We start from the raw sequence: 13,270 nt of genomic DNA on the forward strand, positions 1-13,270 counted from the left end.
GGGCGGGGGTGTCTCGCTGACGCTCGTGCAACCATCCGACATACGTCGTGCGTCCGTACACCAGTACGCTCAATGCCGGGGTGCGGGAGGGACGACAGTGGACTGTGGTGCGATACGGCGGCGTGGCGTGACGCTTCTTGCCGTGCTGGCCGCCTCCGGGCTGCTCGCCGTCCTCGGGCCGGCGGCCGAGGCACAGGCCGCCTCGTCGTCCTGCGCGGGCCGCAACATCAGGACGTTCACCTTCTCCACCGGCTCCGTGAAGGTGTACCGGAGCGGCAACTACCTCTGCGCCCTCACCGTCCCCAAGAACCCCGGCGCCCGCCGCCAGATGATGGTCAGCCTCCAGGTGCGCGGCTTCGAACCCGTCGTGGACAAGGGGCGGTTCGCCCGCCACGCCGGGCCGGTGCGGTCGTACGTCGGCCACCGCGCGGTCTGGATCAAGGGCTCGGTGGGCCGCGGCTCGTACGACTCCCGCGGCTGGAAGCGCTTCTGACCCTCACGGCCCCTGGTGCGCACCGGAGTTGCTCCGTAGGCTCCGCACGCACATCTGTCTCACAGGGGAGGGTGCATGCGAAAGGCGCTCAGATGGCTGATGGCGCTCACGGTGTGCATAGGCACGGTGAGCACGGCAGGCGCGGCCACCGCCGCGGAGCCGACGGCCACGACCACCAAAGCGACCACCGACATCAAGGATCAGCTGCTCGCGATACCGGGCATGAGCCTGATCGAGGAGAAGCCGTATCCCGGCTACCGCTTCTTCGTCCTCAACTACACCCAGCCGATCGACCACCGCCACCCGTCCAAGGGCACGTTCCAGCAGCGGATCACCGTGCTGCACAAGGACGTCAGCCGCCCGACGGTCTTCTACACCGGCGGCTACAACGTCTCCACCACGCCCAGCCGCCGCGAACCGACCCAGATCGTGGACGGCAACCAGGTCTCCATGGAGTACCGCTTCTTCACCCCGTCCCGGCCCGACCCGGCCGACTGGTCCAAGCTGGACATCTGGCAGGCGGCCGGCGACCAGCACCGCATCTTCAAGGCCCTGAAGAAGATCTACAGCAGGAACTGGGTCTCCACCGGCGGCTCCAAGGGCGGCATGACCGCCACGTACTACGAGCGTTTCTACCCGCGCGACATGGACGGCGTCGTCGCGTACGTCGCCCCCAACGACGTGGTGAACAACGAGGATTCGGCCTACGACCGCTTCTTCACCAAGGTCGGCACCAAGGAGTGCCGCGACCGGCTCGACGCGGTGCAGCGCGAGGCCCTGGTGCGCCGCGGGCCGCTGGAGAAGAAGTACGCGGCCTACGCCGCCGGCAACGGCTACACCTTCTCCACCATCGGCAGCCTGGACCGCGCCTACGAGGCCGTCGTCCTCGACTACGTCTGGGGCTTCTGGCAGTACAACCTGCTCGCCAACTGCGGTGACGACACCCTGATCCCGCCGGACGCGAAGACCGCGACCGACGACCAGATCTGGAACTCGATCGACACGATCTCCGGGTTCTCGTTCTACACGGACCAGGGCCTGGAGCCGTACACGCCGTACTACTACCAGGCGGGCACGCAGCTGGGCGCGCCGACGATCCACTTCCCGTACATCGAGAAGAAGTACGTCCGCTACGGCTACCAGCCGCCGCGCAACTTCGTGCCGCGCGACATCGCGATGAAGTTCCAGCCGAACGCGATGCGCGACGTCGACTCCTGGGTGCGGCACAACGCCCACCACATGCTCTTCGTCTACGGCTCGAACGACCCGTGGGGCGCCGAGCGGTTCGGCGTCGGCAAGGGATCGAAGGACGCGTACGTCTTCACGGCCCCGGGGATGAACCACGGCGCCAACGTCGCCGGCCTGGCCGCCGACCAGAAGGCGCTGGCCACCGCCCGCATCCTGGACTGGGCCGGTGTCCCGGCCGCCACCGCGGCGCAGGCGAAGCCGCTGGCGAGGTTCGACAGGAAGCTGGACGTGCGCGACGCGGAGCGCGATCCGGCGCTGCGGCCGTAAGGCTCCGGCAACTCCCGTGCTGTGCCCGGCCGTTGTTCACACCGGCCGGGCGCAGCCCACCGGCTCCTGGCCGTCCAGCCGTACGTACAGCGCCGTCGCCGTCGGGCACTGGGTGCGCTTGGCGACCGCCCTGACCACCTTGTACTGCGGCTTCCGCCGGCCGCTGCCGTCGCAGGCGGTCTCGCGGACCTGCCCGCTGCCGGAGCCGTAGACGCAGTCCCCGACGATGGTGCGGGGACCGCCCCCGCCGCCCGGGTCGCCGGGATGCGGTAGCTCCAGATTGCGCATGCAGGCGTACCCCTGCGGCACCGAGCCGTCCTCGCCGGACGAGGACTTCTGCGCGCTGATGTGCAGGACGAAGTCCGTGGTCGCCGGGCACAGCGGGCCCCGGCCCACCGAGCCGTCGAAGCGCGCCACGACCCGGGCCGCCGCCCGCTCGCTCGTGCACGGCACCTCGGTGAAGCTCGTCGTGCCGAACGAACTGCACTCGTCGACGGCGAGGAACACCGCGCCGTACCCCGACGGCTGCGTCGAACTCGTCCCGCCGGCGGCCGTCGGCCGCCCGCCGGTCGCGTCCCCGCCCGTACCGGACGACGACAGCATCTGGCAGCCGGTCAGCAGCGCCACGGCCAGAACCAGCAGTGCGCAGACCACCCCCACGGAACTTCTCTCACGCATCGCCAACCCCCCGGATACCCCACATCCAGCGTGACCCGCAGCAGCGGGTGCACGCCAGACGTGCGGGAGGCTTTGGGCCGGTTGACGGGTGCACGCCGGGTGTGCGGCGTATGTGCCCTACGTCCGGTCTAGTACGACAGCCCGTGCCCGATGGGGTACAGCACCTGCGCCGGGTCGTCGGCCCGCTGCACCGGCACCGGCAGGCGCCCGCGCGGCCCTACCTGCCCGGCGATCACCCGCGCCGCCGCCCGCAATTCGACGTCGGTCCAGGAGTAGCCGGCCAGGTAGGCCCGGACGGAGGGGAGCTGGGCCACGTCGTAGGGGTTGCGGACGGCGATCGCCACCACCGGCCGCCCGGTCGCCACCAGCTGCTCGACCAGTGTCTTCTGCGAGTTGCCCGCGGTGACGTTGTAGGTGCCGACGACCACCGCGTCCGCGTCCTGCGCCGCCGCGACCGCCTTCGCGATCGTCGCGGCGGAGGGGGCGGTGCCCGTGGACAGGGCCGTGGCGGTGAAGCCCAGTTCGGTGAAGGCGGCCGCCAGAACGCCGGTGGGCGGGCCCGTGGTGCCGGACGGGGAGGCCGGGTCGGCGCCCACGACGAGGAGCTTCCTGTGCGCGGCCCGCGACAGCGGCAGCAGCCGGCCGTCGTTGACGAGCAGGGTCGTCGTGCGCTCGGCGATGCGGTCGGCCGCCGCGAGGTGGGCGCGGGTGCCGACCGTGCGGTCCACGCCGTGACCGCTGACGTACGGCTGCTGGAACAGCTTCAGGCGTGCCTTCAGGCGCAGGATGCGCAGGATCGACTCGTCGAGGCGTGCCTCGGTCAACTCGCCGCCCTGCACGGCCTTCAGGACGGCGTTCCAGGCGACGGGGAGGTCGGGCGGGTTGAGGAGCTGGTCGACGCCGGCCTTGAGCGCGAGCACGGGGACGCGGTCGTCGCCGTACTTCGTGCGCACGCCCTCCATGCCCAGCGAGTCGGTCACCACGACGCCGTCGTAGCCGAGTTCCCCGCGCAGGATGCCGGTCAGGATCGGGTGGGAGAGGGTGGCCGGGTCGCCGGAGTCGTCCAGGGCCGGGAACTGGATGTGCGCGGTCATGATCGCGTCGATGCCCGCCTTGACGGCCGCCCGGAAGGGCACGGCGTCCAGCTTCTCCCACAGCTCCCGGCTGTGGGTGATGACCGGGAAGCCGTAGTGGCTGTCGACGGCCGTGTCGCCGTGGCCCGGGAAGTGCTTGGCGGTCGCGGCGACCGAGGAGCGCTGGTACCCGCCGACCTCGGCGGCCACCATCGCGGCCACCGCGTCCGGGTCGGCGCCGAACGAGCGCACGCCGATGACCGGGTTGGCCGGGTTGATGTTGACGTCGGCGTCCGGCGAGTAGTCCTGGTTGATGCCGATCGCGCGCAGTTCGGCGCCGGAGATACGGCCGAGGGTGCGGGCGTCCTCGCGGGAGCCGCCGGCCCCCATGGCCATCGCGCCGGGGAAGAGCGTCGCGGGCGCGCCGACGCGGCAGACGATGCCGTGCTCCTGGTCGGTGGTGACGAGCACGGGCAGACCGCGGGGCTGGGCGAGCGAGGCGCGCTGGATGCCGTTGGACAGGTCGGCGATCTGGTGCGGGTCACGGGTGTTGTGCGCCCAGGTGAAGTAGATGATGCCGCCCACCCGGTACCTGGCGATCAGCTCGGCCGCCGTGCGCACGCCGATCTCGCTGAGATTGGCGTCGATGTCGGCCTGGTCGGGGTCGGTGGCGGAATGGCCGTAGACCCGCATGACGAAGAGCTGGCCGACCTTCTCCTCCAGCGTCATGCGGGAGATGAGGGAGCGGAGCTTCTTGTCGTCCACCGCGGCGGCGTGTGCGGGGGTGCCGACGGCCAGGGCGGCGGTGACGCCCGCGGTGGCGGCGAGAACGGTACGTCTGGTGGGCACGTGCGCTCCTTCCGGAGGATCCACTGAAGGAAACTTCCAAGGAGTCACCAATAACCGGGAAGTTTCTGCCAGTCAAGGGAACGCACAGGACGCGCGGGGGACGAAAAGGGGCCGCCATCGGCGCTGTTGGAGGGGGGCGCGCCGATGGCGGCGTGCTGCCGGCCGCAGTACGGCGGAGAGGGTAAGTCAGCGATCGCAGCCAGCAGCGAGGGCCGACACCGCACGGCGGAGACTCATCCAGCAGCTTGCGGGTTGGACGAACCGTAAAGGGGCCGGGTTCCCTCGTTCCGGGCGATTGCGGGAAGTCGGGGGCCGAGGGGCGGGCGGGACGACTGTGACGCGATGTACGGCCCCGGCTCCTGCAGCGTGCGTATCGTCTCTGCGATCGTCCGACGACGCACGGGCGACGGGAAGTGGTCCATCCCGTGGACGCACCGGCATCGCCGGTGAGGGGCGGCCGATCATGAAGGCATGCCCGTAGTCGACATCCCCGGTTCCAAGTCCATCACCGCCCGCGCGCTCTTCCTCGCGGCGGCGGCCGACGGCGTCACCACCCTGCTGCGCCCCCTGCGTTCGGACGACACGGAGGGCTTCGCCGAGGGGCTGACGGCTCTCGGCCACCGCGTCGGCCGGACCGCGGACGCCTGGCAGGTGGACGGCCGCCCGCAGGGCCCCCCGGCGCGCGAGGCGGACGTGTTCTGCCGTGACGGCGCCACCACCGCCCGCTTCCTGCCGGCCCTCGCGGCGGCCGGCCACGGCACCTACCGCTTCGACGCCTCGCCCCAGATGCGGCGCCGCCCCCTGCTGCCCCTGACCCGCGCCCTGCGCGACCTCGGTGTGGACCTGCGGCACGAGGAGGCGGAGGGACACCATCCGCTGACTGTGCGGGCGGCGGGCGTCGAGGGCGGTGAAGTGGTCCTGGACGCGGGCCGGTCGTCGCAGTACCTGACGGCGCTGCTCCTGCTCGGCCCGCTCACCCGCAAGGGCCTGCGCATCCGGGTCACGGACCTGGTGTCGGTGCCCTACGTGGAGATCACGATCGCGATGATGCGGGCGTTCGGCGTGGAGGTGGCACGGGAGGGCGACGTCTTCGCCGTCCCGCCGGGCGGCTACCGCGCCACCACGTACGCCGTCGAACCGGACGCCTCCACGGCGAGTTACTTCTTCGCGGCGGCGGCGGTGACGCCCGGCGGAGAGGTCACGGTGCCGGGACTGGGCGCGGGCGCGCTCCAGGGCGACCTGGGCTTCGTCGACGTCCTGCGACGGATGGGCGCGGAGGTGTCGGTACGCCCCGACGGCACGACGGTCCGCGGCACGGGGTCGCTGAGCGGCCTCACCGTCAACATGCGGGACATCTCGGACACCATGCCGACCCTGGCGGCGATCGCCCCGTTCGCCTCCGGTCCGGTGCGGATCGAGGACGTGGCCAACACCCGCGTGAAGGAGTGCGACCGCCTGGACGCCTGCGCGGAGAACCTGCGGCGCCTGGGCGCCGACGCCCGCACGGGCCCCGACTGGATCGAGATCCACCCCGGCGCGCCCGCCACGGAGGGCGCGGAGATCAAGTCCTGCGGCGACCACCGCATCGTGATGTCCTTCGCGGTCGCCGGGCTGCGGGTACCGGGCATCTCCTTCGACGACCCGGGCTGCGTACGGAAGACGTTCCCGGGGTTCCATGAGGCGTTCGCGGCGGTCCGGTCCGGTCTGCCCGGTTAATCGTTCGACGGAGCCGGGCGGGCCCGGCAGACTCGCGGGGGTGACGTTCACATGTGAAGCACCCTTGCTGCAGGGCTGGTTGGTGCGGCTGGAGCCGCTGTCCCACCGGCACGCGGCCGACCTCGCGGTGGCGGCGGAGGAGAACCGGGGCACGTACGAGTTCACCTGGGTGCCGCGGGCCGACGAGGTCGGGCGCTACGTCGACGAGCAGCTCGCCCGGGCGGAGACAGGCCGTCTGCTGCCCTACGCCCAGGTGTCGCTCGCGACGGGACGTGCGGTCGGCGCCACCTCGTACTGGGAACCCCGGTGCTGGCGGGCCGACGGTCGACTCGACGCCGTGGAGGTCGGGTTCACCTGGCTCGGCGCCTCCGCACAGGGCACGGGCATCAACGCCGAGGCCAAGCTGCTGCTGTTCCGGCACGCGTTCGAGGAATGGGCCGTGTCACGGGTCGACCTCAAGACCGACGCCCGCAACGCCCGCTCCCGCGCGGCGATCCAGGGCGTGGGCGCCCGCTTCGAGGGCGTGCTGCGCAACTGGTCCCGCTCGTGGGCGCCGGGTGAGGACGGGCGCCTGCGCGACTCGGCGATCTACTCGATCACGGCCGGCGAATGGCCCGACTGCCGGGCCCGCCTGGAGGACCGGGTGGCCCGCTCACTCGCGCGGGCCACGGCACAAGGCTGACCGGACGGCCGGCTACGCGCACTCGTTCAGCAACCGCCCCAGATGCTCCCGCCCCGCCGCCAGCAGATCCTGCAGCGGCGCGGCGTCCTCGTACCACCGCTTCTCGTACTCCCAGCACAGCCAGCCGTCCCAGCCGTGGCGCGAGAGAACCTCGACGCACTCGGTGAGGGGCAGCACACCCGCGCCGAGCGCGAGCGGCGTCGTGTCGTCGGCGGAGGCGATGTCCTTGACCTGGACGTAGCCGAGGTACGGCGACAGGGCCGCGTACGACTCCGAGGGCTGCTCGCCGCCCAGCCAGGTGTGCATGACGTCCCACAGGGCGCCGACATGACGGTGGCCGACCAGACCGAGGACACGGATCGCGTCGGCGCCGGTGCGGTGCGAGTCATGGGTCTCGAGCAGGATGCGTACGCCCAGGTCGGCGGCGTACTCCGCGGCCGTGCCGAGCCGCCGGGCGGCCGCCGCGTCGGCGCGCTCGCGGGTCTGCTCGGAGCCGGCGCCGGGGAAGACCCGGACGTAGGGGGCGCCGAGGTCGCGGGCCAGGTCGAGCAGGTCGCGGATCTCGTCGATCACCGGCCCGTCGTCCCCGGGCGCCGCCACGCGTGTGTACCCCGCGAGCCCCAGGAGCTCGATGCCGCCCGCCTTGAACTCTGCGGCCACATCCGCCCGTTGGTTCATGTCGAGGCCGGGGTGGACCGGCTCCTCCGGGTGCGCGCGCAGCTCGACGCCGTGGTAGCCGTGGGTGGCCGCGAGGTCGATCACGTCCGTGACGGGCAGGCCGGGGACACCGAGGGTGGAGAACGCCAGTCTCATGGTCCCTACTCTCACCCCGGGGCGCCGTGCAGGTCCAGCCGCCAGTCCTGGCCGTTCAGGTCCTTTCCGAAAGATCGGTGCGGTTTCTCCCCGACGAGCACGAAACCGTGACGCTGGTAGACACGGCGGGCGGAGGCGAGCACGTCGTTGGTCCACAGGACGAGCTCGCGGTAGCCGACGCCGCGCGCGAAGTCGATCACCGCGCGCACCAGCCGGTCCCCGATGCCGAGGCCGCGCGCGTCGGACTCCACCAGCAGCAGCCGCAGCCGGGCGGTGGCCGGGGCGTCGTCCCGTACGCACATCACGCAGCCCACCGGCCGGCCGTCCAGCTCGGCGATCCACACCCGCTCCAGATGCGGGTCGTGGTCCTCGGCGAAGTCGGCGACGATGCGGGCGACCAGCCCCTCGTAGTCGGCGTTCCAGCCGAACTCGGAGGCGTACAGGGCCGCGTTGCGCTGGACGATCCAGCCGAGGTCGCCGGGGGAGGGGTCGCGCAGCACGACGTCCTCGCGGCGGGGCGAGCGGCCGTCGGAGAGGATCTCGCGGACCGTGCGCAGCGCCTCGGCCAGCCGGGGGCGGTCGGCGGACGGCACGGTGGCGAGCAGCGCGCCGACCGACTCGTTGGCCCGCTCGGCGAGCAGCGCGGCGGTCTCGCGGCCGCGGGCCGTGAGCGTGACGCGGCGGCGCCGGGGGTCACGCGCCGACGGCGTCCGCTCGACCAGCCCGTCCTCCTCGAACTTGTTCAGGATCCGGCTCAAGTACCCGGCGTCGAGGGAGAGTTCGGTCCGCAGGTCGGCGGCGTCCGTGCGCGGTGAGTGCGCGAGTTCGTAGAGCACACGGGACTCCGTCAGGGTGTACGGGGCGTACAGCTGGCGGCTGTAGTCGAGGGCGCCTATGACGTTCGTGTAGAAGCGGTTGAAGGTGCGGATGTCCTGGACGGTCATGAGGATCGAACCCCCGGATACTTGACTCAGTCAGAGATACCGTCGGTTCGAGACTAGGACACCCGCACCGCGCGGGCTACCCCTCGTCGGTCACCGGCCGGTAGACGCTCACCTGCACACCGGTCTTGCCCCTCGCCGTGGAGACCAGCTCGAAGCCCCGCTTGGTGCCGTCCTCGGGGAAGATGGACTTACCGCCGCCGAGGACCACCGGCATGTGGATGAGCTGGAGTTCGTCGACCAGCCCCTCGCCGATCAGCGTCCGCACGAGGGTGGGGCTGCCCATCATCGCCAGGTCGCCGCCGGGGGCGGCGCGCAGCTCCCGGATCCGCGCGACGGCCTCGCCGCCCGCGATCCGCTCGGTGTTGTTCCAGGTCAGCTCGGCGTCGGAGAGGGTGTCGGTCACGACGTACTTCTTCAGTGCGTTCAGCCGGTCCGCGAAGGGGTCCCCGGCCCGCTCGGGCCAGGCACCCGCCATCGTCAGATACGTCCGCCGCCCGTACAGCAGCGCCTCGGCGTTCTCCAGCCCCGCGGCGAAGGCACCGCCCACCACCTCGGGATCGAAGTACGGGTGCGACCATCCACCGTGTGCGAAACCCCCGTCCGTGTCCTCCTGAGGCCCGCCGGGCGCCTGCACGACCCCGTCGAGGCTGATGAACTCACTCACCACGATGCGCATGGAACCGTCTCCTGTCGCTCTTGCCGTTGGTTCGCTCGGTCGGTGACGACGCTTACAGCGATTACGGCAAGAAAGACCGGGGCGCAACAGGAAAGTCATCGGGTCCGGGGGCGCGGCCCCCGGCCGGGGTCACGCGGACGCGGACGCGGTCTGCCGCGGCACCCCGGACGACCCCCGCACCATCAGCTCCCCGCGGACCGTCGCGATACCTCCGGGCGGCGCGTCCTCCCGCCCCATGGCGATCCGCCCGGCCCGGGCCCCCGCCTCCGCCAGCGGCAGCCGCACGGTCGTCAGCGAGGGCACCGCGTCGATGCTGAACGGCAGATCGTCGAACCCGGCGACGGACACGTCCTCCGGGATCCGCAGCCCCGACTCCCGCAGCGCCGCACAAGCCCCCAGCGCGACGGAGTCGTTGGCCGCGACCACGGCGGTCAGCGACGGGTCCCGCCGCAGCAGCTCCAGCGTCGCCTCGTACCCGGAGGTGCGGTCGTACCGTCCGTGCACGGTCCACCCCGGGTCCTCGGAGATGCCCGCCGCCGCCAGCGCGGCGCGGTGCCCCTCCAGCCGGTGCCGTGTCGTCGTCCGCTCCTCCGGTCCCGCGATGTAGCCGAGCCGCCGGTGCCCGAGCCCGATCAGGTGCTCGGTCAGCCGCTGCCCGCCGCCGCGGTTGTCGAAGGCGAGGGCGATCGCCCCGGTGCCGGGCGCCGGCGGCCGGCCGCACAGCACCACGCGCGTGCCCGCCTCCGTCAGCTTGCGCAGCTTGGAGGCGACCGCCGCGGCGTGCGGCGCGTCCTCCATGGCACCGCCGGTCAGCACGACCGCCGCCGCCCGCTGGCGCTGGAGCAGGGTCAGATACGTCAGTTCGCGCTCCGGCGAACCGCCGGTGTTGCAGACGACCGCCAGCCGCTCGCCGCCGGCCCGCCCGCCCGGCCCGCCGATCTCCGCCTGGATCGCGCTCGCCATGATCCCGAAGAAGGGGTCGGCGATGTCGTTGACCAGAATCCCGACCAGGTCGGAGGTGGCGGCGGCCAGCGAACTCGCGGGACCGTTCAGCACGTAGTCCAGCTCGTCGACCGCCTTCAGCACCCGCTCCCGGGTGGAGGCGGCCACGGGGTAGTTCCCGTTCAGCACGCGCGACACCGTCGCGGGGGAGACCTGGGCGCGGGCCGCCACGTCCGCCAGGGTCACCGTCATCTCGTCGTCCTCCGGTCGCGCATCTCGTCGTACCTCGTCGTACGCCCTCGTAGACAGGCGCCAGGGGCCCACGGTTCCGAGTACGTCGAGCAGACCTTACGGCCAGAAGCCCCCACTGTTCGTCCCCTCGAACAACTCGAAGCGGTCACGGTCTTGTCTGGACCGGTGGTCAGAGGCTAGCTTCTCATAGGAGATAGAAAGCGCTTGCTGTGACGCTCAACAGTAGGGCCATCGCGGCGCGCACACCCGCGAACGACGCTGAGTACGACGCCTGCGAAGGGAATGACGTGACACGCAAGACGGTGCGTATCGCCATGAACGGCGTGACCGGGCGCATGGGCTACCGCCAGCACCTGGTCCGCTCCATCCTGGCCATCCGCGAACAGGGCGGCCTGGACCTCGGTGACGGCGAGGTGCTGTGGCCGGAACCGGTCCTCGTCGGCCGCCGCGAGCACGCGCTGCGCGCGCTCGCCGAGCGGCACGGCCTGGAGCACTTCTCGACCGACGTGGACGCCGTCCTCGCCGACCCGTCCGTGGACATCTACTTCGACGCCCAGGTGACCTCGGCCCGCGAGGAGGCCCTCACCAAGGCGATCGCCGCGGGCAAGCACATCTACACCGAGAAGCCGACCGCCACCGGGCTGGCGGGTGCCCTCGAACTCGCCCGGCTCGCGCACGAGAAGGGCATCAAGCACGGCGTCGTCCAGGACAAGCTCTTCCTGCCGGGCCTGCTCAAGCTCAAGCGCCTCATCGACGGCGGCTTCTTCGGCCGGATCCTGTCGGTCCGGGGCGAGTTCGGCTACTGGGTCTTCGAGGGCGACTGGCAGTCCTCCCAGCGCCCCTCCTGGAACTACCGCGCCGAGGACGGCGGCGGCATCGTCGTCGACATGTTCCCGCACTGGGAGTACGTCCTGCACGAGCTGTTCGGCCGGGTGAAGTCCGTCCAGGCGATCGCCACCACCCATGTCCCGCAGCGCTGGGACGAGGACGACAAGCCCTACGACGCCACGGCCGACGACGCCGCGTACGGCATCTTCGAACTCGACGGCGGCGCCATCGCCCAGATCAACTCCTCCTGGGCCGTGCGCGTCAACCGCGACGAACTCGTCGAGTTCCAGGTCGACGGCACGGAGGGCTCGGCGGTCGCGGGCCTGCGCAACTGCCGTGTCCAGCACCGCAGCATGACCCCGAAGCCGGTGTGGAACCCGGACATCCCGGCCGGCTACTCCTTCCGCGACCAGTGGCAGGAGATCCCGGACAACGAGGAGTTCGACAACGGCTTCAAGGCCCAGTGGGAGCTGTTCCTGCGGCACGTGTACGCCGACGCCCCCTACCGCTGGGACCTGCTCGCCGGCGCCCGCGGCGTTCAGCTCGCCGAACTGGGCCTGAGGTCCTCGGCCGAGGGCGCCCGCCTCGACGTACCGGAGATCCAGCTGTGACCATCCGACTCCCGAACTTCCAGGGCGGGATCTTCCAGGGCGGATTCAGGGCCTACGAGCCCCGCAGCGAGCCCCTGGTGGTGAGCCCCGGGACGCCCTTCACCTCCCGTACGGTCTTCTCGGCGGCGCACGTCGTCGCCGACCCGTACGCGGACGTGTCGCCCGGCGCGCCCGCCGCCGTCGACTGGGACGCCACCCTCGCCTTCCGCCGGCACCTGTGGTCCCACGGGCTCGGCGTCGCCGAGGCCATGGACACCGCCCAGCGCGGGATGGGCCTGGACTGGGCGTGCGCGGCCGAGCTGATCCGGCGTTCGGCCGCCGAGGCCAGGGCGGTCGGCGGCCGTATCGCCTGCGGCGTCGGCACCGACCAGATCACCGCCGGGTCTCTCGCCGAGGTCCGCGCGGCCTACGAGGAACAGCTCGCCGTCGTCGAGGAGTCCGGCGCGCAGGCCATCCTCATGGCGTCCCGGGCACTGGCCGCGGCGGCCTCCGGCCCCGAGGACTACCTGGAGGTCTACGGCCATCTGCTCCGCCAGGCCGCCGAGCCGGTGATCCTGCACTGGCTGGGCCCGATGTTCGACCCGGCGCTGGAGGGCTACTGGGGTTCGTCCGACCTGGATGCGGCCACCGGCACCTTCCTGGAGGTCATCGCCGCCCACCCCGACAAGGTGGAGGGCATCAAGGTCTCCCTGCTGGACGCCGGGCGCGAGATCGACATCCGCCGCCGGCTCCCGCAGGGCGTGCGCTGCTACACCGGCGACGATTTCAACTACCCCGAGCTGATCGCCGGCGACGAGCAGGGTTTCAGCCACGCCCTGCTCGGCATCTTCGACCCGTTGGGCCCGCTGGCGGCCGAGGCGGTGCGCGTCCTCGACACGGGGAACGCGGCCGGCTTCCGCGAACTGCTCGACCCGACGGTCGAACTCTCCCGGCACCTCTTCCAGGCCCCGACCCGCTTCTACAAGACCGGGGTCGTCCTCCTCGCCTGGCTGGCCGGCCACCAGTCGCACTTCACCATGGTCGGCGGCCTCCAGTCGGCCCGCTCCCTGCCGCACTTCGTCCGTGCCTACGAACTCGCCGACGGCCTGGGCCTGTTCCCGGACCCCAAGCTGGCCGAGGAACGGATGAAGAACCTGCTGTCCCTGTACGGAGTGAACCAGTGAACGCTCTCGGTGACCTGTCCCGCTTCTCCATCAAC

General features: G+C 71.7%; 12 protein-coding genes. 6 read left to right on the forward strand and 6 right to left on the reverse strand.

Annotation, left to right across the window (positions count from 1 at the left end; genetic code table 11):
• The first annotated feature begins 127 nt into the window (after positions 1-127).
• Together ACGFYN_RS05750 and ACGFYN_RS05755 are read left to right on the forward strand one after the other, a co-directional pair.
• Positions 128-493 (forward strand): hypothetical protein, encoded by a 366-nt coding sequence (locus ACGFYN_RS05750; protein ID WP_393864482.1) that lies wholly within the window; start codon positions 128-130, stop codon positions 491-493.
• 75 nt (positions 494-568) lie between these two features.
• Positions 569-2,008, forward strand: a complete 1,440-nt coding sequence (locus ACGFYN_RS05755; RefSeq protein WP_393864483.1) for a S28 family serine protease — start codon at positions 569-571, stop codon at positions 2,006-2,008.
• A gap of 36 nt (positions 2,009-2,044) precedes the next feature.
• Here ACGFYN_RS05755 and ACGFYN_RS05760 read toward each other — a convergent pair whose 3' ends face one another.
• Together ACGFYN_RS05760 and ACGFYN_RS05765 are read right to left on the reverse strand one after the other, a co-directional pair.
• Positions 2,045-2,686: a hypothetical protein gene (locus ACGFYN_RS05760; RefSeq protein WP_393864484.1), complete on the reverse strand. Its 642-nt coding sequence runs from the start codon at positions 2,684-2,686 to the stop codon at positions 2,045-2,047.
• A gap of 128 nt (positions 2,687-2,814) precedes the next feature.
• Positions 2,815-4,608, reverse strand: a complete 1,794-nt coding sequence (locus ACGFYN_RS05765) for a glycoside hydrolase family 3 protein (protein WP_393864485.1) — start codon at positions 4,606-4,608, stop codon at positions 2,815-2,817.
• Between the two features lie 471 nt (positions 4,609-5,079).
• Here ACGFYN_RS05765 and aroA point away from each other — a divergent pair, with 471 nt between their 5' ends.
• Entirely contained in the window at positions 5,080-6,324 is a 1,245-nt protein-coding gene (aroA, locus tag ACGFYN_RS05770; protein ID WP_393864486.1) for a 3-phosphoshikimate 1-carboxyvinyltransferase, read from the forward strand.
• A gap of 40 nt (positions 6,325-6,364) precedes the next feature.
• On the forward strand, positions 6,365-7,006 hold the full coding sequence (locus tag ACGFYN_RS05775) for a GNAT family N-acetyltransferase (RefSeq protein ID WP_393864487.1): 642 nt from the start codon (positions 6,365-6,367) through the stop codon (positions 7,004-7,006).
• Positions 7,007-7,018: 12 nt separating this feature from the next.
• Here ACGFYN_RS05775 and ACGFYN_RS05780 read toward each other — a convergent pair whose 3' ends face one another.
• From ACGFYN_RS05780 to ACGFYN_RS05795, 4 genes are all read right to left on the reverse strand, one after another.
• Complete coding sequence (locus tag ACGFYN_RS05780; RefSeq protein ID WP_393864488.1) at positions 7,019-7,819, reverse strand: sugar phosphate isomerase/epimerase family protein; 801 nt, start codon at positions 7,817-7,819, stop codon at positions 7,019-7,021.
• A gap of 11 nt (positions 7,820-7,830) precedes the next feature.
• Positions 7,831-8,763: a GNAT family N-acetyltransferase gene (locus tag ACGFYN_RS05785; protein ID WP_393864489.1), complete on the reverse strand. Its 933-nt coding sequence runs from the start codon at positions 8,761-8,763 to the stop codon at positions 7,831-7,833.
• A 76-nt stretch (positions 8,764-8,839) separates the two neighbouring features.
• Entirely contained in the window at positions 8,840-9,439 is a 600-nt protein-coding gene (locus ACGFYN_RS05790; protein ID WP_393864490.1) for a dihydrofolate reductase family protein, read from the reverse strand.
• A gap of 129 nt (positions 9,440-9,568) precedes the next feature.
• Positions 9,569-10,633, reverse strand: a complete 1,065-nt coding sequence (locus tag ACGFYN_RS05795; RefSeq protein ID WP_393864491.1) for a LacI family DNA-binding transcriptional regulator — start codon at positions 10,631-10,633, stop codon at positions 9,569-9,571.
• 287 nt (positions 10,634-10,920) lie between these two features.
• Between ACGFYN_RS05795 and ACGFYN_RS05800 the strand changes: the two genes are divergently transcribed.
• Both ACGFYN_RS05800 and ACGFYN_RS05805 read left to right on the forward strand, forming a co-directional pair.
• Positions 10,921-12,072 (forward strand): Gfo/Idh/MocA family protein, encoded by a 1,152-nt coding sequence (locus ACGFYN_RS05800; protein ID WP_393864492.1) that lies wholly within the window; start codon positions 10,921-10,923, stop codon positions 12,070-12,072.
• Positions 12,069-13,235, forward strand: a complete 1,167-nt coding sequence (locus tag ACGFYN_RS05805; RefSeq protein ID WP_393864493.1) for a dihydrodipicolinate synthase family protein — start codon at positions 12,069-12,071, stop codon at positions 13,233-13,235. The genes ACGFYN_RS05800 and ACGFYN_RS05805 overlap by 4 nt, the downstream gene beginning before the upstream one ends.
• Positions 13,236-13,270 lie beyond the last annotated feature (35 nt).

Origin of the sequence: Streptomyces sp. NPDC048419, from assembly GCF_043200415.1 — a bacterium.
GTDB lineage: Bacteria > Actinomycetota > Actinomycetes > Streptomycetales > Streptomycetaceae > Streptomyces.